The 20643-nt window shown below is 72.9% G+C and carries 22 protein-coding genes; 12 read left to right on the top strand and 10 right to left on the bottom strand.

The window, feature by feature from the left end:
* The first annotated feature begins 74 nt into the window (after positions 1-74).
* From KGD83_RS14825 to KGD83_RS14815, 3 genes are read left to right on the top strand one after another with little or no spacing between them, the layout of a single operon-like run.
* Positions 75-1022, top strand: coding sequence for a metal ABC transporter substrate-binding protein (locus KGD83_RS14825; RefSeq protein ID WP_212639778.1), 948 nt, complete (start codon positions 75-77; stop codon positions 1020-1022).
* The gene (locus KGD83_RS14820) at positions 1019-1765 is read left to right on the top strand and encodes a metal ABC transporter ATP-binding protein (protein ID WP_212639777.1); all 747 of its coding nucleotides are present in this window, start codon (positions 1019-1021) and stop codon (positions 1763-1765) included. Before KGD83_RS14825 ends, KGD83_RS14820 begins: the two co-directional genes overlap by 4 nt.
* A complete protein-coding gene (locus KGD83_RS14815) occupies positions 1753-2667 on the top strand; it encodes a metal ABC transporter permease (protein WP_212639776.1) in 915 nt (304 codons plus the stop codon). The genes KGD83_RS14820 and KGD83_RS14815 overlap by 13 nt, the downstream gene beginning before the upstream one ends.
* 418 nt (positions 2668-3085) lie before the next feature.
* On the opposite strand, the gene KGD83_RS14810 is transcribed toward KGD83_RS14815, so the two are convergent.
* Complete coding sequence (locus KGD83_RS14810) at positions 3086-4042, bottom strand: NAD(P)-dependent alcohol dehydrogenase (protein ID WP_212639775.1); 957 nt, start codon at positions 4040-4042, stop codon at positions 3086-3088.
* A 102-nt stretch (positions 4043-4144) separates the two neighbouring features.
* On the opposite strand from KGD83_RS14810, the gene KGD83_RS14805 reads away from it, so the two are divergent.
* Positions 4145-4753: a TetR/AcrR family transcriptional regulator gene (locus KGD83_RS14805; protein WP_212639774.1), complete on the top strand. Its 609-nt coding sequence runs from the start codon at positions 4145-4147 to the stop codon at positions 4751-4753.
* Between the two features lie 189 nt (positions 4754-4942).
* Here the strand turns inward: KGD83_RS14805 and KGD83_RS14800 are convergent, their stop codons facing one another.
* From KGD83_RS14800 to KGD83_RS14790, 3 genes are read right to left on the bottom strand one after another with little or no spacing between them, the layout of a single operon-like run.
* Positions 4943-6496 (bottom strand): tripartite tricarboxylate transporter permease, encoded by a 1554-nt coding sequence (locus tag KGD83_RS14800; RefSeq protein ID WP_212639773.1) that lies wholly within the window; start codon positions 6494-6496, stop codon positions 4943-4945.
* On the bottom strand, positions 6497-7099 hold the full coding sequence (locus KGD83_RS14795; RefSeq protein ID WP_212639772.1) for a tripartite tricarboxylate transporter TctB family protein: 603 nt from the start codon (positions 7097-7099) through the stop codon (positions 6497-6499).
* Positions 7096-8088: a Bug family tripartite tricarboxylate transporter substrate binding protein gene (locus KGD83_RS14790; RefSeq protein WP_013153177.1), complete on the bottom strand. Its 993-nt coding sequence runs from the start codon at positions 8086-8088 to the stop codon at positions 7096-7098. Before KGD83_RS14790 ends, KGD83_RS14795 begins: the two co-directional genes overlap by 4 nt.
* Positions 8089-8533: 445 nt before the next feature.
* Between KGD83_RS14790 and KGD83_RS14785 the strand changes: the two genes are divergently transcribed.
* Entirely contained in the window at positions 8534-9277 is a 744-nt protein-coding gene (locus KGD83_RS14785; protein WP_212639771.1) for a metallophosphoesterase, read from the top strand.
* Between the two features lie 241 nt (positions 9278-9518).
* On the opposite strand, the gene KGD83_RS14780 is transcribed toward KGD83_RS14785, so the two are convergent.
* Positions 9519-10331 (bottom strand): thioesterase family protein, encoded by an 813-nt coding sequence (locus KGD83_RS14780; RefSeq protein WP_212639770.1) that lies wholly within the window; start codon positions 10329-10331, stop codon positions 9519-9521.
* A gap of 137 nt (positions 10332-10468) precedes the next feature.
* On the opposite strand from KGD83_RS14780, the gene KGD83_RS14775 reads away from it, so the two are divergent.
* Positions 10469-11230, top strand: coding sequence for a MerR family transcriptional regulator (locus KGD83_RS14775; RefSeq protein WP_212639769.1), 762 nt, complete (start codon positions 10469-10471; stop codon positions 11228-11230).
* Positions 11231-11382: 152 nt separating this feature from the next.
* On the opposite strand, the gene KGD83_RS14770 is transcribed toward KGD83_RS14775, so the two are convergent.
* A complete protein-coding gene (locus KGD83_RS14770) occupies positions 11383-11919 on the bottom strand; it encodes a hypothetical protein (protein ID WP_212644433.1) in 537 nt (178 codons plus the stop codon).
* A gap of 442 nt (positions 11920-12361) precedes the next feature.
* Between KGD83_RS14770 and KGD83_RS14765 the strand changes: the two genes are divergently transcribed.
* Positions 12362-12892: an NUDIX hydrolase gene (locus tag KGD83_RS14765; RefSeq protein ID WP_212639768.1), complete on the top strand. Its 531-nt coding sequence runs from the start codon at positions 12362-12364 to the stop codon at positions 12890-12892.
* Between the two features lie 215 nt (positions 12893-13107).
* Here KGD83_RS14765 and KGD83_RS14760 read toward each other — a convergent pair whose 3' ends face one another.
* Positions 13108-13281, bottom strand: a complete 174-nt coding sequence (locus KGD83_RS14760) for a hypothetical protein (RefSeq protein WP_212639767.1) — start codon at positions 13279-13281, stop codon at positions 13108-13110.
* A gap of 311 nt (positions 13282-13592) precedes the next feature.
* Between KGD83_RS14760 and KGD83_RS14755 the strand changes: the two genes are divergently transcribed.
* Both KGD83_RS14755 and KGD83_RS14750 read left to right on the top strand, forming a co-directional pair.
* Positions 13593-15281 (top strand): ABC-F family ATP-binding cassette domain-containing protein, encoded by a 1689-nt coding sequence (locus KGD83_RS14755; protein ID WP_212639766.1) that lies wholly within the window; start codon positions 13593-13595, stop codon positions 15279-15281.
* 258 nt (positions 15282-15539) lie between these two features.
* Positions 15540-16097, top strand: coding sequence for a hypothetical protein (locus tag KGD83_RS14750; protein WP_249352517.1), 558 nt, complete (start codon positions 15540-15542; stop codon positions 16095-16097).
* A 133-nt stretch (positions 16098-16230) separates the two neighbouring features.
* On the opposite strand, the gene KGD83_RS14745 is transcribed toward KGD83_RS14750, so the two are convergent.
* A complete protein-coding gene (locus KGD83_RS14745; RefSeq protein ID WP_212639765.1) occupies positions 16231-16641 on the bottom strand; it encodes a DUF2000 domain-containing protein in 411 nt (136 codons plus the stop codon).
* A 107-nt stretch (positions 16642-16748) separates the two neighbouring features.
* Between KGD83_RS14745 and KGD83_RS14740 the strand changes: the two genes are divergently transcribed.
* Complete coding sequence (locus KGD83_RS14740) at positions 16749-17213, top strand: Lrp/AsnC family transcriptional regulator (protein ID WP_036552214.1); 465 nt, start codon at positions 16749-16751, stop codon at positions 17211-17213.
* Between the two features lie 76 nt (positions 17214-17289).
* Positions 17290-17469: a hypothetical protein gene (locus KGD83_RS14735; RefSeq protein WP_212639764.1), complete on the top strand. Its 180-nt coding sequence runs from the start codon at positions 17290-17292 to the stop codon at positions 17467-17469.
* A 107-nt stretch (positions 17470-17576) separates the two neighbouring features.
* Here KGD83_RS14735 and KGD83_RS14730 read toward each other — a convergent pair whose 3' ends face one another.
* Positions 17577-18239, bottom strand: a complete 663-nt coding sequence (locus KGD83_RS14730) for a hypothetical protein (RefSeq protein WP_212639763.1) — start codon at positions 18237-18239, stop codon at positions 17577-17579.
* Between the two features lie 230 nt (positions 18240-18469).
* Between KGD83_RS14730 and KGD83_RS14725 the strand changes: the two genes are divergently transcribed.
* Positions 18470-19477 (top strand): MerR family transcriptional regulator, encoded by a 1008-nt coding sequence (locus tag KGD83_RS14725; RefSeq protein WP_212639762.1) that lies wholly within the window; start codon positions 18470-18472, stop codon positions 19475-19477.
* A gap of 255 nt (positions 19478-19732) precedes the next feature.
* Here the strand turns inward: KGD83_RS14725 and KGD83_RS14720 are convergent, their stop codons facing one another.
* On the bottom strand, positions 19733-20590 hold the full coding sequence (locus tag KGD83_RS14720; protein WP_249351870.1) for an NAD(P)H-binding protein: 858 nt from the start codon (positions 20588-20590) through the stop codon (positions 19733-19735).
* Between the last annotated feature and the right edge of the window lie 53 nt (positions 20591-20643).

Here is a 20643-nt window from a genome sequence, read left to right as displayed (position 1 = left end):
CACGAGACCCGGGCGACGACCGCGACACGCCACCGCGATGTGTAGTTTGGCCCTCTTGTGGTAAAAAGTTAGGCGTGCCGAACTTTCAAGATGAGGCTTCTTCACACTCCTGGTCGGCGAAGCTCCCCGCCGCCTCCCTCGCCCTTGTCCTGGGCCTGACCGCCTGCTCCTCCTCCGCCGGACAGGAGCGCGACGACGGACGGCTCCTGGTCCTGACCACGTTCACCGTTCTGGCGGACATGGCACGCAACGTCGCCGACGGGCGCGTGGAGGTCGCCTCGCTCACCCGGCCCGGAGCCGAGATCCACGGCTACGAACCCACCCCCGACGACCTCGTCCGCGGCCAGGACGCCGACCTGATCCTGGAGAACGGGCTCGGGCTGGAGGCCTGGTTCAGCCAGTTCACCGAACGCGTTCAGGCCCCCACCGCCGTGCTCAGCGACGGCGTCGAGACCATCCCCGTTTCCACGGGGGAGTACGAGGGCCAGCCCAACCCCCACGCCTGGATGTCGCCCGACAACGCCCCCGTCTACGTCGACAACATCCGCGACGCCCTCACCGAACTCGACCCCGAGGGCGAGCAGGTCTACGCCGAGGCGGCCGAGGCCTACAAGGACGAGATCAGCGAGGTCGGCGACTACCTGGAGGAGGAGCTCGCCGGGGTCCCCGACAGCTCCCGCGCCCTGGTCACCTGCGAGGGGGCCTTCTCCTACCTGGCGCGCGACGCGGGGCTGACCGAGATGTACCTGTGGCCGGTCAACGCCGAGACCCAGGGCACCCCCCGGCAGACCGCCGCCGTCACCGAGTTCGTCCGCGACAACCAGGTGCCCGCCGTCTTCTGCGAGAGCACCGTCAACGACGGCTCCCAGCGCTCGGTGGCGCGCGAGACCGGCGCCGCCATGGGCCGGACCCTCTACGTCGACTCCCTGTCCGAGGAGGGCGGACCCGTCCCCACCTACTTGGACCTGCTGCGCCACGACGCCGAGGCCATCGTGGCCGGGCTGCGGGGGGAGGAGCGGTGAACGCCGCCATCGAGGTCACCGACGCCACCGTCCGCTACGGCGACGTCCTGGCGCTGGACGGCGTGAGCCTGTCCGTCGCACCCGGCCGCGTCTGCGGTCTGCTGGGCACCAACGGGTCGGGCAAGTCCACCCTGTTCAAGACCGTGCTGGGCCTAGTCCCCACCGACGGGGGGCGTGTGCGGATCCTCGGGCGCACCGGGGCCGCCGCCCGCCGCCGCGGGCTGGTGGGCTACGTGCCCCAGTCCGAACAGGTCGACTGGGCCTTCCCGGTCCGTGTGCGCGACGTGGTGATGATGGGCCGCTACGGGCGCATGGGACAGCGCCGCCGCCCCCGCCCCGCCGACCGGGAGGCGGTCGAGCACGCCCTGGACCGCACCCACCTGGGCGACCTGGCCGACCGCCAGATCGGCGCGCTCTCCGGCGGCCAGCGCAAACGCGCCTTCGTGGCCCGCGCCATCGCCCAGGGAGCCGACGTGCTCCTGCTCGACGAGCCCTTCGCCGGGGTCGACAAGCGCTCGGAGGGGCGCATCACCGAACTGCTGCTGCAACTGCGCGGCGAGGGCCACACGCTGCTGGTGTCCACCCACGACCTGGCCCAGGTGCCCGCCCTGTGCGACGAGGCGGTGCTGCTCCAGCGCCGCGTCGTGGCGCACGGCGCACCCGAGGAGGTCCTGCGCCCGGAGACCCTCATGGAGGCCTTCGGGGTCCACACCGACGAGGAGGGAGCGGCATGGACGCGCTGACCGCGGTCGCGGAGTGGTTCACGGTGCCCCTGGGCTTCGACTTCGTCCGGCGCGCCCTGCTGGTCAGCGTGGTCGCCGGGGTGGCGTGCGCCGTCCTGTCGTGCTGGATGACGCTGGTGGGCTGGTCGCTGATGGGCGACGCCGTCTCCCACGCCGTCCTGCCCGGGGTGGTGCTGTCGTACCTGTTCGGGCTGCCCTTCGCGGTGGGCGCGCTGGTCTTCGGCGCCGGGTCGGTCGCTCTGATCGGGGTGGTCAACCGCACCTCCCGGGTCAAGGAGGACGCCGTCATCGGCGTGGTCTTCACGGCCATGTTCGCCTTGGGCCTGGTCCTGGTCTCGCGCGTGCCCAGCCAGACCGACCTGGGGCACATCCTGTTCGGCAACGTGCTGGGGGTGTCGGACACCGACATCTGGCAGGTGCTCGTCCTGGCCGGGGTGGTGCTGGCGGTGGTCTGGTACAAGCACCGCGACCTGACCTTGTACGCCTTCGACCCGGTCCACGCGCACGCGGTGGGCATCAACCCCCGTCTGCTGGAGACGCTGTTGCTGGGACTGCTGTCGGTCACGGTGGTGGTGGCCCTCCAGGCGGTGGGGATCATCCTGGTCGTGGCCATGGTCATCGTCCCCGGGGCGACGGCCTACCTGCTCACCGACCGCTTCGAGCGGATGCTGGTCGCCTCCGCGGCGGTGGCCGTGGCGGCGGCCGCGGCGGGGGTCTTCCTCAGCTTCCACCTGAACGTGTCCACCGGCGGGGCGATCGTGCTGGCCCAGTCGTCGGCCTTCACCCTGGCCTACCTGTTCTCGCCCCGCCAAGGCGTGCTGCTGCGGCGGCGCGCCGCACGAGGGGCCGGAGCCCGGGCGGTCGGCCGTGGGCGGGCCCGCCCCGCGAAGGAACCGTCCTAAGGTCTGTTTTCTTGCACCGGTCTCGGCTTGCGGAGGGTTGGTTCGGGCGCCCCCGGGGTTCCGGAGGTGCCGGAGACGGGTTCCCGTGGGGGAACCGCGCCGTAGGCGTGAGTTGGGGGTGGTGGCGGGCGACGGGTGGGCACGGGCGAATGGGGGTGGTGGCGGGCGACGGGTGTGAGTGCGGCGTTGGCGTGGGCAGTGCGGGACATCGAGGGCCTGCCGGTCCGGTGGTAGATGTCGCAATCCACACCGTTACCGGAGGCCCTCTCTGTGTGTGTCAGGTGGGGTGGGTGTCACCGACCTCAGTGGTCAATACACCTGATATGTGGGGTCCTTGCGTCAAGAGAGCAGCGTTGACCTGCGGTGATGCGTAGGGTCTCACCACCGCCGCCGACGGGCGCGGCCCGCCGCGTCGCCGCTACGGGCGCCGCACGTCGATGACGTACTTCCCGCGGACGCCGCCCGCCTCCAGCCTGCGGTAGGCCTCCGCGACGTCGGCCATGGGGAAGACCGTGTCGACCATAGGACGGATCTTCCCCTCCTCGGCGGCGCGGGTGAGCTCGGCGATGCGCTGCGCCGACGGGTTGTTGCTGAAGAGCTTGGTCCGGCCGGGCCGCACGACGGCCCGGAGTCCGGTGCCGAGCAGGGACCTGAGGACGCGGTCCGGGTCGAAGGCGAGCGCGACCATGCGCCCGCGCCGGTCCAGCCGCGCCTGGTAGGCGCCGAGGTCGGTGCCGACCAGGTCGAGGATGACGTCGAAGCGGCCGAGGTCCTGCGGCCGGGTCGTGCGGTAGTCCAGGGCCTCGTCGGCGCCGAGTCCCCGGATCCAGTCGAGGTTGCGGGCACCGGCGAGGGCGGTGACCTCGGCGCCGAGCGCCTTGCCCAGCTGCACCGCGACGCTGCCCACACCTCCGGTGGCGCCGCGGACCAGGAGCCGTTCACCGGGCGCGAGGCGGGCCTTGTCCGTCAGCGCGGTCAGGGCGGTGGTACCCGCGCCCGGAATGGCCGCGGCCTCCAGGAGGCCGAGGTTCCCGGGTGCGCCGGCGAGCCGCTGCTCTGGGACGACGACGTAGTCGGCGATGGCCCCGAAGGCGAAGTGCGGCATGACCCCCCACACCGCGTCCCCGGCCCGCCAGGCGCGCGCTCCCGCGCCCGCCGCCGCGACGCGGCCCGTGAAGTCGACGCCCACTCCCCGGGGGAACCGGGCACGGGTGATCCCGCTCATCCTGCCCGAGCGGAAGGCGACCTCCCCCGCGTCCACGCTCGCGGCGTGCACCTCGACGAGCACCTCGCCCTCTCCCGGATCCGGCGTGGGCACCTCGTCGACGCGCAACACCTCGGGCGGGCCGAATCGGTCGTACCGCACAGCGCGCATGGTCGTTCTCCCCAGTCTCGCGAAGAAAGTGGGGTGGCCCCCCACTTCGTTTCGCTAAGATAACCGGAGAGGCACCCCACTTAGCAAGCGCAGGAGGTCACGGTGGTCGAGAGCGCGGCGCGAAAGCCCCTGCGCGCGGATGCCAGGCGCAACTACGAACGCATCGTCGCCGTGGCCGAGGAGGCGTTCGCGGCCCACGGCGTGGACGCATCGCTGGAGGAGATCGCCCGCCGGGCCGGGGTGGGCTCGGCGACCCTGCACCGGCACTTCCCCTCCCGGCGCCGTCTGCTGGAGGTGGTCTTCCACGACCGCGTCGAAGCGCTCTGCGCCAGGGCGCGGGAGCACTCCCGCGCCAGCGGGCCGGGCCCCGCCCTCTTCGCCTGGCTGCGGGACCTCAAGGCCTACGCCGAGGCCAGCCGCGGTCTGGCCGCCTCGCTGCTGCGGGACGGCCGCGACGCCGACCTGCTGGAGCGCGACGACGGCTGCGCGGCGCTGATCACCGCCGCGGCCGGTGAGCTCCTGGAGCGCGCCCGTCGGGCGCGGGAGGTGCGCCCCGGTGTGCGCGCCGAGGACCTGGTCACACTCGTCAGCGCCATCTCGCTCGCCACGGAGGACCACCCCGACGGCGGGCAGGCCGGCCGTCTGCTGGACATCGCGTTCGCGGGCGTGCGCCCGCAGGCGCCCGCGGCCACCACCGGCGGGGATTCCTGAGACCGGGGCCGGACGCGGTCCCGCCATGACGCGGGGGCGGGCCGCCGATTCGGAGGGGCCTTCCCTCGCCGGGGGCGCGGGCCCGAAGGACACCGGTCGGCCGACGGCCGGGCGCGGGCACGAACAGAGACGGCGCGGCGGCACGGGGAGTGGTCCGTGCCGCCGCGCCCGGGAGGGGCCGGGCCGGAGTCAGCCGCGGCCCGCCTCCACCGGGGTGTGGTCCTTACGCGCGGCCCGTCGGGCTCGCAGTCGGCCGACGGCCACGACCAGGCCGATCGTCAGCAGCAGCCCGTAGATGCCCAGGGTGATCCCGCTGTCCACGAGCACCGACACGTCGCCCTGCCCCACGGCCAGGGCGCGGCGCAGCTCCGTCTCGGCCACCGGGCCCAGGACGACCGCGATCAGCACCGGGGCCAGCGGAATGTTGAAGCGGCGCATCATCAGAGCCACCAGACCCAGGAGCAGCATCAGCCACAGGTCCACCATGGACGACGCGGCCGCGTACACGCCCAGGGAAGAGAACACCGCGATCCCGGCGTACATGTACGGCTTGGGGACCAGCAGCAGCTTGGCCCACAGCGGCGCGAAGGGCAGGTTGAGGATGAGCAGCATGACGCTGCCGATGAACAGGCTGGCCAGCAGCGCCCACACCAGGTCGCCGTCGCGCTCGAACAGCAGCGGACCGGGCTGCATCCCGTACTGCTGGAAGGCGGCCAGCATGATCGCGGCGGTCGCCGAGGTCGGCAGGCCCAGACCCAGCAGGGTGCCCATCGCGGTTCCGGCGGTGGCGCTGGCGGCGGCCTCCGGCGCGGCCACGCCCTCGATGGCGCCCTCACCGAACTCGTCCTCGCCCTTGCCGCGTCGGGCTCGCCGCGCGGCGAGCTTGCGCTCGGTGCCGTAGGCCAGGAAGGTCGGGATCTCCGAGCCGCCCGCCGGGATGGACCCGAACGGCAGGCCGAACAGGGTTCCGCGCATCCAGGCCGGAAGCGTGCGCCGCAGGTCGCGTCGGCTCAGCCAAGGGGTGCCGCTGCGCCGTAGGCCGCCGCGCGCCGCGTCGCCCGCGTGGGCGGTGGCGGCCACGTGCAGCACCTCGCCGATCGCCAGCAGCGCCACGGTCACCGTGATGATGCTGAAGCCCTCGAAGAGCTGGGGCACGCCCAGGGTGAAGCGCTCGGCGCCGCTGAGTCCGTCGATGCCCACCATCGAGATGGCCAGGCCGATGCCCAGGGCGATCAGGCCGCGCACGGCCGAGTCCGAGACCACCGCGGAGGTGGCCACGAACGCGAAGACGGTGAGCGCGAAGTACTCGGCGGGGCCGAACTGCAGCGCCAGCTGCACGATGACCGGCGAGAAGAACGCCACCAGCGCCGTGGACACGATCGCGCCGATGAACGCGCCGATGGCCGCCGTGGCCAGTGCTTGCGGCGCCCGCCCGCGCTTGGCCATCTTGTGGCCCTCGATGGCGGTGGCGATGGCCGAGGCCTGCCCCGGCGTGTTCATCAGGATGGCGGCGGTGGAGTCACCGAACAGCCCGCCGTAGTACACACCGGCGAACATGATGAACGCGCCGGTGGGGTCGAGGTGGAAGGTGACCGGCAGCAGGAGCGCGACGGCCATGGAGGAGCCCAGGCCGGGCACCACGCCCACGGCCGTGCCGAGCATGACGCCCAGCAGCGCCAGGAACAGGTACTCGGGGCTCAGCGCGTTGGCGAACCCCGCCATGAGGTTGGTGAGAACGTCCATTTAGAGGATGCCCCCGAGGATTCCGGCCGGCAGGTTCAGGCCCAGACCGGCGACGAAGGCGAGCTGGATGACGGAGGAGAACACCAGCGACAGCACGGCGTCGAACAGGTACCGGCGGCTGCCCAGGGCGTGGGCGACGCCGAAGAACAGCAGCGCCGCGGACAGCAGCCAGCCCACCGGCTGGAGCAGCAGGATGAACACCGTCAGCGAGGCGACGACGATCCCCAGGCAGCGCCAGTCGATGCGCACGGGCCCCGCCTCACCGGCCGGGGCGCCCCCGTCGGTGTCGGCGGTGGCGGCCTCGGCGTTCTCCCCGGTGGTCGGCGCGTCGGCGGTGCGGGCCGGGCGCAGCAGGACCTGCGCGGCCAGGGCCACGCCCGTGGCGCCCATGAAGATCGCGACCAGGGTGGGGAAGAAGCGCGGGCCGGGCGGTTCGGTGCCCGGCGGCACCGGCATGGCGGCGGTCTGCACGGCGATGAACCCGGCGATGCCCAGCACCAGGGCGGCGACCAGCAGTTCTGACCTGCCCCGCCACCAGGAGGGGCGGGGCGGCGGGGCGGCGGGCTCCGTCGCCCGGGTGGGGGTGGTGGCGTCGGTACTCAAGACAGGCCCAGTTCCTCGGTGATGGTGGTGATGCGCTCGGTCTCCAGGGCGAGGAACTCCTCGAACTCCTCGCCGGTCTGGAAGGTGTCGTCCCAGCGGTTGCGCTCCAGCGTCTGCGCCCACTCGGGTGTGTCGTGCATCTCGGTGACGATCGCGGTCAGCTCGGCGCGCTCCTCCTCGGTGATACCGGCCGGGGCCACGAACCCCCGCCAGTTGGGCAGGACCGCGTCGATGTCCTGCTCGGCAAGGGTGGGAACGTCGATGCCCTCGACGCGCTCGTGCGCGGAGACGCCCAGGGCGCGCACGTTGCCCGCCTCGATCTGGTCGCTGAACTCGTTGTAGCCGCTGATGCCCACGTCGACGCTGCCCGACAGCAGCGAGGTCAGCGCCTCGCCGCCGCCGGAGAAGGCGATGTAGTTGACGTCCTGGGGGTCGACGTCGACGTCGGAGGCGATGAGTCCGGCCAGCAGGTGGTCGGTGCCGCCCAGGGAGCCGCCGCCGATCGCCATTCCGCCCGGGTCCTCGCGCCAGGCCTCGGCCAGGTCGCCCATGTCCTGGTACGGGGAGTCGTCGGGGACCACGACCACCTCGTAGTCGTCGGCGAGTCGGGCGATGGGGGTGACGTCCTGCAGGTCGTGCGAGGAGTTGTTGACGATGATGCTGCCGATCATGACCGTGCCGGTCACCATCAGCATGTTGGCCCGGCCCTCCTGGCGGACCGCCTGGGCAAGGCCGATGGTGCCGCCCGCGCCGGGCACGTTGACCACCTGGTTGTTGGCGACGATCTCCCCCTCGCGGAAGGCGTTCTGCGCCTCGCGTCCCACCAGGTCCCAGCCGCCGCCGGGCGCGGCGGGCACGATCGTGGTCAGTCGGCTGCGTACGGCCTCGGCGCCGTCGCCGCCGGTCGACGAGGCGTTGACCGCCGCGGCGCCGATGACGACGGCCGCGGCGACCGCGCCGCCGACGCGCAGAATGCGCTGGATGCTCATGGGGTGGCTCTCTCCGTTGCTGCAGGTCCGCGGTGCGGGCGGGCGCTCGCGGGCCGACGGACCGCCCGAGGCGGGAACGTGGCGGCCGTTACACCGCTCCGTGGCGCCGGTCGCATCCGCACCGGTTTCGAGAGCATGACCCACGGTTTGCCGACCGGTAAATCTTCTGGTCGTTTTGAACACAGAGATTGTTGTGGTCGCCCCGGGTTCCGCCCGGGGCCGCGGCCGCCGAACGCGTGCGGGCAACCACCCTGTCCCGCTCGCGGCGCGCGCAATAGCCTCGTTCCACCCGACGGGAAACGGCCGGTCAACGGCCTGGGCGGGCACGGTGCGGAAGCCGGGGGTCACCGGCCGCACGGGTTCAGTGCGCCCTCCCAGCGGCGGAACCGGCAGGTCCGCGCGGTCCCGGAGGGCGCAACGCACCCGCGACCGACGAAGGACGGCCATGACGCTCCTGCTCGCCCACATCAGCGACCTGCACCTGGACGGGACCGACCGCACCACCGGGCGCGCCGCCCGGACCGCTGAGTACCTGCGCGGCCTGGCCCAGGAGCCGGACGCTCTCCTGGTCACCGGTGACATAGCCGACCACGCCACCGCGGAGGAGTACCGTGAGGCTGCCCGGCTGCTGGACCTGCCCTTCCCGGTGCTGGTCTGCCCCGGCAACCACGACGACCGCGGGCGGATGCGCGCGTCGCTGCTGGGCCGGGAGCCGTCCGAGGAGCCGTTCAACCAGGTGCACGAGGTGGGCGGCGCGGCGGTGCTGACCTGCGACTCGACGGTTCCGGGCGAGGACGGCGGCCACCTGGACACGGCCACCCTGGTGTGGATCAACGACACGCTGAGCGCCCTGCCCGACGACCGGCCCGCCCTGCTGGCCCTGCACCACCCGCCCGTGCGGGTCCACCACCCGCTGCCCGACTCCATGCGGCTGGACAACGCCGACGACCTGTCCGGGCTGCTGCGGGCCCACCCGCGGGTGGCGGGGATCCTGGTCGGGCACGCCCACACCGGCGGGGCGACCACCTTCGCCGGTCGGCCCCTGCTGCTGGCACCCGGCGTTACGTGGACGCTGAGCATGCCCTGGGAGGCAGAGCCCGCGGCCGACCGCGACCAGCCCCCGGGGGTGGCCTTCCACATCCTGGACGAGGACCGGCGCCTGACCACGCACTTCCGCGCGGTGGTCTGACCCGGGCGCGGGGACGGCGGAACCGGCGTCGCGACCACCGGTCCCGCCGGTTCTGGCCGCTTCGTCGGCACCGGGAATCGCGCCGACGGGGAACAGACGGCGAAAACGGCTCCCGCGCGACACTTCCGTCGCGCGGGAGATCACGCCGCGGCCTCGTCTTCCCCGTTCTCCGGCGTATCTTGTCGGGCCCCGATCAAGGAATCGACCGGCGCGAACCGGCGACCCCGGACGGGGTAGGGCGTCACAGGAGCATGGCCAGCTGGCGGCACTGGGCGACCAGCGTGCCCGTGCCGTCCCAGATCTCCATGTCCTCCTCGTGCAGGCCGCCGGAGACGTGCTTGGTGAACACCCGGCAGGCCAGCCACCCCGGGGCGGGCCTGGCGCGCACGTGCACGCTCAGCTCGACGGTGATCGTGGCGAACTCGCCGATCTCCAGCACGGCCGGGGGAGCGAAGTCCACCATCGAGACCAGCGCGTGGGTGTCGGCCTCGCGCCCGTCGGCGAAGCGCATCCAGAACTCGGCGTACGGGCGGCCGTCCTTGCGGCCGTCCAGCCAGCCCGGCCGCCCGGGATAGCGGTACTCGACGCTGCGCGCGATGCCCAGGCCCTCGGGGTTGTCGAACTCGGGCGGAACGGGGCAGTCCTCGGGGGCGGGCAGGCGCGGCGGCTCGTCCAGGGTCAGGACGCGGGCCGAGGGGTCGGGGGACAGGTCGCCGTAGGTGGCGGTGGCGCGCACGATCTCCTTGCCGCCCTGCTCCAAGCGGACCTGGCCGGTGGCGGTGCGGCGCCCCTCGCGCACCACCTCGGTGCGCGCGGTGGCCGCGCCGGGGGCAGCGGGGCGCAGGAAGAACGCCGAGACGGCCAAGGGGTCGGGCTGGCTCAGGCTCTGGCGCAGCGCGTTGAGGGCGGCGCCCAGGACGTAACCCCCGTTGGGGTGGGAGGTGAAGGTGGTCCAGGCGTCGGTGAGGGTGGCGGCGAACTCGCCGTCGGCCAGCTTCTCGACACGGGTGTCCCGGTCGAACCGGAAGTCCTCGATGGTGGGGTCAGGGCTCATACCCCCAGATGTTACCGGCGAGTAAGGCCCGGTGGTGGACACGGGACACCCCGGCCGGGGAAATCGGTTGACCCTGACGCGGCGTCAGGCCCTAGCTTCGGGCACACGTCACCACCAGCGAGGAAGCAGCGGGACAGATGGGACACACCGTCGGCGAGGCCGCCCGGATGAGCGGGCAGACCGTCCGAACCCTGCACTACTACGACCGGATCGGACTGCTCGTTCCCGCCGGACGCACCCCGGCGGGCTACCGCAGCTACAGCTACGAGGACCTCGAACGGCTCCGGCAGATCCTGACCTACCGGGCACTGGGCTTCGGCCTGGACCGGATCGCCGCCCTGCTCGACGACCCCGACGCCGACGCCCGCGCCCACCTGGCCCGACAGCACCGGCTGGTGACCGAACGCATCGAACGCCTGCGCACGATGGCGCGCGGCATCGAACGCCTGATGGAGGCCGAAACCATGCAACTCGACCTGACCCCCGCCGAACGCCTCGAACTCTTCGGCGACTTCGACGTGGACGCCCACTCCGAGGAGGCCCGCCGGCGCTGGGGCGGCACCGAGGCCTACGCCCGGTCCCAGCGCAGGGTCGGCTCCTACACCAAGGCCGACTGGGAGCGGCTCAACGCCGAGGGCGAGGAGATCCACCTGGCCCTGGCCGCGGCCATGAACGACGGGCAGGCGCCCGACAGCCCCGCCGTGATGGACCTGGCCGAGCGGCACCGCGCCCACATCACCCGCTGGTTCTACGACTGCACCACCTGCGTCCACCGGGGACTGGGGCGGCTGTACGCGGACGACGAGCGCTTCACCGCCACCGTCGACGCCCACGCCGAGGGGCTGAGCGTGTACCTGCGCGACGCCTTCGCCGCCAACGCCGCCCGCCAGGAGGCGTGAGACGGCCCCGCGCACGCGGGGCCCGAGAGCGCCCGGCGCGGAGTCCGGGAAACGGCGGAGGCCGGTGACCGGACGCCCGGTCACCGGCCTCCGCCGGATGAGCATGCGAGAGCGGGGTTCGCAGGCTCCGCTGTCTGTCTAGGAGCGGTCTGTCACCAGAGGTGGTCCACGATGGTCTCGGCGTCGTCTACCTGGTGCTGGTACCGGTCGGGGTAGGCCGAGCGCTGCACGTCCTGGGCGACCTCGCCCAGCGGGGTGTCGTCCCAGCTGCCCTCGGGGTAGACGCGCTCAAGCTCGTCGAAGAAGGCGTTGGTGGCCCAGGTGGGGTCGAGACGGTCCTCCTGCGAGCCGTAGTGGTCGCGCTGCTGGAACAGGCCGACGCTGTCGCGGTCGCCCCAGTCGAGGTTGTCCAGGTGGGTCTCGACGATGGAGGTGGCCACCGCCATGGCGGCGGCGTCCTCGTCCAGGTCGCGGTCCTTGGCCGCGTCGACCATCGCGCGGGCGTTCTCGACGTGCTCCTCGGTCATGTGACCGGCCATGTCGTCGTTCAGCTTGTCGTTGAGGGTGTCGGCGATCTCCTTGGCGGAGGCCGTGTCCGCGGCTGCGGCGCCCGGCCCGGCCAGAAGCAGCCCGCCGGTGATGAGCAGGCTGGAGGTCGCGGTAAACGTCAGCTTGGGTATCGATCGCATAAAGTTCACCCGTGCAACGTATGCGCTGGTCAGGGCTTTGGAAAGTGTTTGAAACCACTTGGGGTGAGTGGGAAACGCAACACCAAGTCCGGGCAACCCCCCGGTCAGGCGGCGTGGGCCCGTTTCCGTGCCTCGTCGGCACCCCACCACGGGCCTGAACAGCGCGAACGTGACCGTGCCAACAGTGGGGCACGAGCCCGGGCACATCCGGACCACGGCATGAAGCCCGCGTAGCCGCGCTGCGCCGCGCTCGCGGGGGCGGGGCGGCCGGGTAACGGGCGGTAAACAGCACGCCAGCACCCGGCCGGGCCGCGTGGCCCGACTCCCACACGCGCGCACCTGACCCCGGCGGGCCCGCCCACGGCCGCCCCGACGGCCACGCGCACGCGCGCGAACGTGGGATTCTGGCGGTTCCGCTCTTCGCCAACGGAAAGGGTCGCCCGTGCGCTGGACCGTTCACTCCGAGAAGCCCCTGTACACCGATCCGTGGATCGACGTGCGGGCCGCGGACGTCGAACTGCCCGACGGGCACCGGTTCGACCACCGGGTCGTCCGCCGACCGCCCGGGGCGGGTGCCGTGGTGCTCGACGGTCGGGGCCGGGCGCTGCTGCTGTGGCGGCACCGGTTCATCACCGACACCTGGGGTTACGAGATCCCCATGGGCGGCGTGCACCCGGGGGAGAGCCCCGAGCGGGCCGCCGCGCGCGAGGTGCTGGAGGAGACCGGGTGGCGGACGGGGCCGCTGCGCCCGCTGGTCTACGTCCAGCCCTCCAGCGGACTGACCGACAGCGAACACCACGTCTTCGTCGCCGACACGGCGGAGAGGGTCGGCGAACCCCAGGACGCCTGGGAGGCCGAGCGCGTGGAGTGGGTGGCGCTGGACCGGGTCCCCGAACTGGTCAGGCGGCGCCAGCTGGTGAGCGGCACCTCCGTGAACGCGCTGCTGTACCTGTACGCCACCGGCCGGGACTGAGGGGCGCACCGGCGGCGCCCCCGTGCGCCGCGCCGGGCACGGCCTTCGCGGAACCGCGGGGGATCGCGGTCCGTGGCCGCGGCCCCTCGTCGTTTCGCTCCCGTACTCGTCAGCGCTGTGCCGTCACCGGGGCGCCACCGGCGTCCGATTCTCCCGAAGTAGCGCGGAGCCGAGAAGCGGCCTCGGGCCGGGTCCGGCGAGGGAGGCCTCCGGGTTCAGCCGCTCGAACGCTTCGAGCCGAGCGTCCCGCCCGTCGCTCCAATCGCGGCTCCCAGCAGCGCTCCGAACACGATCCCCAGCGCCAGGTTGTCGAAGACCGTACCCAGGACGATGCCCAAGGCGAGACCGATCGCGACCCCCGTGCCCGATGCGCGATGTCTGCCGTTCACAGATGAACCCTCCTTTGTGTTTGTCTTTAGACGCTTTGCCCACCTTTGGCGTTCCAGGAAGCACAACGCGCGAGGCGAAGAGGACGGGCACCTCCCGTAAATCCTTTCCGTCCGCGCGGACCCGTTTGTTACGGTTGCCGTATGCATCTGCCTCTGTACCTCTGATCCGAGCCCGAGCACCCGCCCCGCCTTCACGTTGCCGCGGGTGCCCGACGTGAGCACCGACCCGCTTCGCGGGTCTTTCCGTCAGCTCGAGGAGCTCCGCGCACCCCGCCGCCACCGCGCCGGGCGGAGCTCTGTTCGGAGGAACAGTGAACACCCTCAACCCCAGACTCGTGCTGCCCGCCGGTGAGCGGGCGCAACTGACCGCGAACGGCGTCCACATCGACCGCGGCGGCCGCACGGTCCTCTCCGGCGTCGACATGACCGTCACACCGCGATCCCGCTGGGGAGTCGTGGGCGAGAACGGCCGCGGCAAGTCCACGCTGCTGCACATCCTCGCCGGCGCGCTCGAACCCGACTCCGGGACCGTGCGGCGCATCGGCACCCTCGGCGTCGCCGAACAGGAGATGCGGGCGACCGGCGGCCGTACCGTCGGGGACCTGATCGACGTCGAACTCGCCGACGCCCGCGCGGCACTGGCCGCGCTCGACGCCAGCGCCGCGCGGCTGGCCGGGGGCGATCCCCTGGCCGCCGAGAGGTACGCCGCGGCCCTGAACGCCGCCGAGGTCCTGGACGCCTGGGACGCCGACCGGCGCGTCGACCTCGCCCTGGAGAACCTGGGCGCCGTCACCGACCGCTCCCGGCCGCTGGCGGAGCTGTCGGTGGGCCAGCGCTACCGCGTCCGGCTGGCCTGCCTGCTGGGCGCCTCGCACGACTTCCTGCTGCTGGACGAGCCCACTAACCACCTCGACGCCGCCGGGCTCGACTTCCTGACCGCCCGACTGCGCGGGCACGGCAACGGCGTGGTGCTCGTCAGCCACGACCGCGCCCTGCTCTCGGACGTGGTCACGACGGTGCTCGACCTCGACCCGAGCCGCGACGGCGCACCCCGCGTCTACGGCGGCGGGTTCGCCGGGTACCAGGAGGGGCGGCGCGCCGAACGCGAACGCTGGGCCGCCGAGTACGAGCAGCAGCAGGCCGAGCACGCCCGCCTCACCCAGGACCTGTCCGAGGCGCAGCACCGGCTCGTCAGCGGCTGGCGGCCGGACAAGGGCACCGGCAAGCACCAGCGGGCGACCCGCGCGCCCGGGCTCGTGCGCTCCGTCCACCGTCGGCGCGACGACCTGGAGGCGCACGCGGTCACCATGCCGCCGCCCCCGCTGCGGTTCCGGATGCCGGAACTGGCGGCACTGCCCGGCGTGACCCTGGTCAGGGCCGAGGAGGTCACCGTCGCGGGGCGGCTGGAGCAGCCGGTCACCCTGTCCCTCGACTCCGGTTCGCGGCTGGTGGTCACCGGAGCCAACGGGGCGGGCAAGTCGACGCTGCTGTCGGTGCTCGCCGGGCGGATCGGGCCGACCGGCGGCGGTGTGCGCACCGCGCGCACCGCACGGGTGCGACTGCTGACGCAGGAGTCGCCCCAGGCCGGAACGCGTCGTGCTCGGGAGGTTTTCAACGCCCACCTGGGACGCCTCGTCAGCGAGGGCGTGCTCGGGGAGGGCGAGACGGTGTCGTTGAGTTCTCTGGGGCTGCTCTCGTCGGCGGACGTGAACAAGCCGTTGCGTGAGCTGTCCATGGGGCAGCAGCGCAGGCTCGACCTGGCCCTCGCGCTGGCGTCCCGGCCGCACGTGCTGCTGCTGGACGAGCCGACGAACCACCTCTCGATCGCCCTGGTCGACGAGCTCACCGAGGGCCTGGGCGCCACCGGGGCGGCGGTGGTGCTCGCCACCCACGACCGGCAGTTCCAGCGCGACGTCGCCTCGTGGGACCGGCTGACGCTGGCACCGCGGGCGTCCGCGTCCGATCTGGTCGGCCGGTCGGCCGCGCCCGGCGGCGGCTGATCCGGACGGTCGACGTGACGGGGCCCGGCGGGTCGCGCCGGGTCCTCCGTGCGGCGAGTCGGATAGACCCCCGTCTCGAACCGGCTGACGGTGCCCATGGCCCGTTGGAGGTAGTCGGCGACCTCCTCGATGGTGCGACCGTCCGCCACCCGGTCTGAGCCGGGCCGGTTCGGTGACGGGGGAGGACCCGGTGGTAAGTGGAGGAGGGCGGGGAAAACTCATGGCACGCGACGGTACGACCGGGTTAGCGTGCAGCGCATGACACCCATCCGCGACGGCTGGCGCACCCCGGAACTGGCCGAGACGATGCGGCTCGTCCGCGCGGAGACCGACCGCGCCTGGGCCGAGGCGTGCGCGGAGTGGAACGCCGAGCCGGGCGGCGACTCCGAACGCGAACTGGCCGAACTCGTGCTCTCCGACCCAGGCCAGTTCGCCTGGCGGGTGGTGGACGCGGCCATGGACCGCCTGGTGTGCCCCGAGTGCGGCCGGGCCCTGGGCTCGGGTGACCCGGGTTGCGGGCCCTGCGACCTGGCCGACGGGCACCGCTACCTGGCCCGGGAGCCCGACCGCCCGAATGTTCCCCCGGGCAACGAGCACGCGCTCCGGGTCGGCTCGGTGGTCGTGCGCCAGTGGTACCGCTACCCGGCAAGGGCGGTGTGCGGCTGGGAGCTGGCCCTGCCCGAGATCCACCGGGGCCTCCTGCCGACCGGGGCGCAGGGGCGGGCGGCCAGGGCCCGGATCGACCGCCTCACCGAGCGGCAGGTACGCACCGTGTCCTCCTACCGGGAGCTGGAGGATCTCACCGGGGGCGTGTGACCGGCCCTGGAGTCCCCGCCCGTCCGACCCCGCCGATTCACCGGCCGCGAACGGCGCGTGCTCCTCCCGGGGCGGCGGGGCGCCGATCCCCCGATCCGCGCCCCGTCACACCACGACCACCGACGTCAGCGCATCAGCGCATCAGCGCCAGCTTCCCGGTGAGCTTGTTGACGGCGTTGCGCGCCCCGAAGACGGCCACCCCCACGTACTCGACGTCCTGCGGTTCGGTGGCCGCGAGGGAGTCCAGGTACTCCACGTAGTCGCGGGAGCGGCGTGCCACCTCGTTGAAGCCCACCACCGTCAGGTCGCGCTCGTCGGCCCCGGCCTTGAGCTGACGCAGTTGCTCCGCCGAGGCCACCAGGGTCGGCACCGGGTGCGGGTTGAGCCCGGCGTGCACGCCGCCGCCCGCGTCCTTGCCGTCGGCGGCCAGCGAGTTCTCCATCCGCCCGCCCAGCGCCAAGCCCAGCACCACCCCCGCGTTGGCGGCGAGAGGGGGCTCCAGGCCCTCGCGCAGGACGACGACGATCTTGGTGGACATTCCCATGGTTACCCCGTTCATATGGCTTGTGAACGGTGCAGAACCTAGCCATACGGTCGCACTCATGGTTGTGGGGCCGAACACTATTCGACCGAGGGGCTACCGTGGGGGCCATGGACGAACTTGATTCGGCGATCGTGCGCGAACTCCAGCAGGACGCGCGGCAGACCAACCGCGCCCTCGCGCACAAGCTCGGCGTGGCGCCCTCCACCTGTCTGGAACGGGTGCGCCTGCTGCACCGGCGCGGGGTCATCCGGGGCTACCACGCCGACATCGACCCGGCCGCGCTCAACCGGGAGGTGGAGGCCTTCGTTTCGGTGCAGCTGCGCCCGCCCAGCCGCCAGGTCATCGAGGGCTTCAAGGGCGCGATGTTCGCCCTGCCCGAGGTGCTGGCGGTCTACGTCGTGGCGGGGGAGCAGGACTTCCTGGTGCACGTGTCCGTGCCCTCCCTGGACGCGCTGCACAGCTTCCTCATCGACCGGCTCACCCAGCGCCGCGAGGTGGCCAGCTTCCGCAGCCAGATCATCTACGACAGCGCCCGCAAGCACGTCGCCGCACCCCTGGAGCCGCCGCAGTGAGCCGGAGCCCCGTCGCGGGGAACCGTGGACGGCAACCCCGCGTCCAAGAACCGACACACGGCCGCGAAGGGGACGCATGAACAAGGACAAGGACAAGGACAACCACCTCGCACTGGGGCTGGCGCTCGGCGTCTGCTTCGGCACCTCCTTCGGCCTGCTCATGAACAACCTGGCGCTCGGTGTGGCACTGGGCCTGTGTATGGGCGTCGCCTTCGGCGCGGCCGCCGGCAAGAAGACCACCGACAAGGGCGAATAGCCGTCGCCGGAGGCCGTGCACCCGGCCTTCGCCCCCGGGAGGGGCCGCGGCACCCCACGGCGACGGTGGCCCCCGCCCGGACCTCCTGACCGGTCGGGTCCGCCCCCTCACCCCTGGGCCGCGGAGTCCAGCAGCCAGTTGTAGCGCAGGCGCAGGGCGCGCTCCGTGCTGGCCGCCGCGGCGCCGAGCGAGAGCGCGGTGTTGAGCCACACGGGCAGGTCAACGGGTGAGGTGAACGTCCCGAAGCGCTCGGCCACGGGCGGCAGCTCGAAGGCCACCTCGACGAGCTGGGGGACGAGCAGCACCGCGGGCACGACGAGCAGGAGCAGTGAGAGGACTCCGATCCAGCGGCTCAGCGCGGGGTGCTCCCGCTCCAGGCGCGCGCGGCGCCCCTCGCCGGAGCGCGGGTCCGGAACGAGCCGGTGCTCGGTCCCCTCGTCGGTGACGTAGTGGCAGCGCCTGAGACCGAAGGCCGTCGCCGCCACCTCGATCACCCCGCCCCGCACGGGGAAGACGGCGGGGAGCCGGGACTCGGCGTGGTGCCTGCCGTCGAGGTACAGGTCGGCCCTGCCCTTGCCGTCCTCCGAGAAGAACCGCTGCGTGTGGTCGACGTGGACGGCGTAGACCGTCCGCCGACCGTCGGCGTCGCCCAGCGCGAGGTAGAACAGGGCACGGGAGGTCAGCTGCCACCAGCGGAAGGGCTTAAGCGCGCGCCCGTTCCCCGGCCCGACCCGCCGCACGGCCCGACGCCGACGCCGTTCCTCGAACATCTCGGGCTCCCTGTCGCCTCGTGGACCGCCGTTCCCTGCTTCGAACCTAGACCGGAGCAAGCCCGTGACTGAGTGCCACGGATCATGTGTTGCCCGTGCGGATCGCACGGTCCGGGCATGACGGATGTCATGCGGTGGGAGAGCGCGACCGTGCCGGTTCCGCGTCCGGTACGAACCCGTGCGTCCACGGACTTGCATCTCAAGCCGCTTGAGGTACCACAGTGGCTCCCATGCACGACCACGAGCTGTACCCCATCGGAGACGCCGCGCGCCGCAGCGGCCTGAGCGTCAGCGCCGTCCGCTTCTACGCCGACGCCGGAGTCGTCGAGCCCGCGCGCCTGACCGACGCGGGCCACCGCCTCTACGACATCGACACCATCGCCCGTCTGGAACTCGTCCGCACCCTGCGCGAGTTGGACACCGACCTGGAGGAGATCCGCCGACTGATCGAAGGCGGCACGACACTGCACGACCTGCTCACCACCCACCTGGAGGTGGTCGAGCGCCAGGAGCGCACCATGCGGGCCAGGAGGGCGGTGCTGCGGACCCTGATCAAGCAGGGTGCCACCACCGCGCGGGCCGACCTGATGCACAAGCTCGTCTCGATGACCGACGAGGAGCGCGAGCAGGTCATCGACGACTTCTGGAACGACGTCGGCGAGGGCCTCGACGTCCCCGAGGGCTTCGTCGACCGACTGCGCGAGATGCGCCCGGTCCTGCCCGCGGACCCCACGGCCGCCCAACTGGAGGCGTGGATCGAACTGGCCGACCTGGTGCGGGACCCGGAGTTCCGCGAGGCGGTCCGCACCTACCTGCGCGACACCTACTCCGCGGACGTGGGCAGGAGCATCGCCAGCCCGCGGTTCCAGGACTTCATGTACGGGAGCGGGACCGAGCTCATGAAGGAGGTCCTGGCCGCGCACCGCGACGGCGAGTCCCCCCGCTCCCCTCGGGCCCAGGAGGCCATCACGCGCTTCATGGAGGAGGCCGCGGGGGTGTCCGACACCTCGCTCACCCGCGAGGTCCGCGACCGGATGGCCGAGGCGTTCCGGCGGATCCCCGATATCGAGCGCCAGATCGCCGAGGAGGACGCCGCCTCCGAGGACCCCGTCTACGACGACACCCACGGCCGGTACCTGTCCCTGGTGGCGGCGGTCAACGGGACCCCGCCCGAGGAGGAGACGCTGCCCTACTCCTGGATCGCCGACGCCATGCGCGCCCCGGACGCCGACTCCTGAGCACCGCACCGCCCCGGGCACGGCGCCCGGGGCGGTGTCCCCACGTGTCAAGGAAGGCCGCGATCGCCGCGCCCGGCCCAGGACGGCGCGCGGGAGCCCCGCGCCGCCGGGTCCAGCGCGGTGGACCTGGTGACCGCCTCCAGCGCCGCATTGGACGTGCCGTAGCCGGTCTGGCAGGAAAAGGCCCGTGCGGCGTTCGCGGCCTGGGAGCCGGGGCGCGCCCGACAGACACGCGGGAGCGCGGCACCCACGGGGTCAGAGCAGGGGCCGCAGCTCGTCCTGGCACCAGGCGGCCAGGGTGGTCGGCGTCGTGGTCGCCGCGGTGCGGGGCTGCTCGGGTGTGAAGTCCTCACGCAGCCCGGTGGACATGCCCATGACCGCCTCGACGGAGCCCGGCCCCAGGCCCGCGTCCGCGAGCACCTCGCGCATGCGCTCGTCGGGAACGCGTTGGGCCCGCACGCGGCGCCCCGTCACCTCGGTGACCACCGCCGCGGCCCGCTCCCAGCTCAGGTCGGCGGGTCCGTGCACGGCCCGCACGGTCCGGCCCGCCAGGTCGGGGTTGAGCAGCAGGCCCACGGCCGTGTCGGCGATGTCGCGCGGCGCCACCCAGGGCATCGGACGGTCCACGGGCAGCACCACCGAGACGGTGCCGGAGCGGATGGCGTCCAGCTCCATCAGCAGGTTGGTGAAGAAGAAGCCGCACCGCAGGTGCGCCACGGTCGCGCCGGTCTCCTCCAGCAGCTGCTCGGTGCGGGCCAGCCCGTCGATCTCCCCGGCCCCGCCGCGCTTCTCCGCGCCGACGCTGCTCTGGAAGACGACGCGGGAGATCCCGTTGGCGGTGACGGCGCGGGCGGCGTGCGCGCCCATCCGGGCGTGCGCGGCGACCGGGTCCTCGGCCGGGACCGGCGGGCTCACCCAGTACAGCGCGTCCACGCCCGCGGTCGCGGCCAGGACCGCGTCCGGGTCGCGCTGGTCCACAGCCACCGGGTCGACCCAGTCGGCCAGCGCCGGGTCCAACCGGGCCGGATCGCGCAGCAGCACGAGCGGGCGCACGCCCGCGCGGACCAGACCGGCCACCACGTGGCGGCCGACGTTGCCGGTGGGCGTGGTCACGGCGATACGCTTGACTTCCTCTTCCTCGTGAACGCGGGAGATTCCGACCAGGC

This window comes from Nocardiopsis akebiae (assembly GCF_018316795.1).
In the GTDB taxonomy this organism is placed as follows: Bacteria; Actinomycetota; Actinomycetes; order Streptosporangiales; family Streptosporangiaceae; genus Nocardiopsis; species Nocardiopsis dassonvillei.
This window is presented reverse-complemented; position numbering and strand designations above follow the sequence as displayed.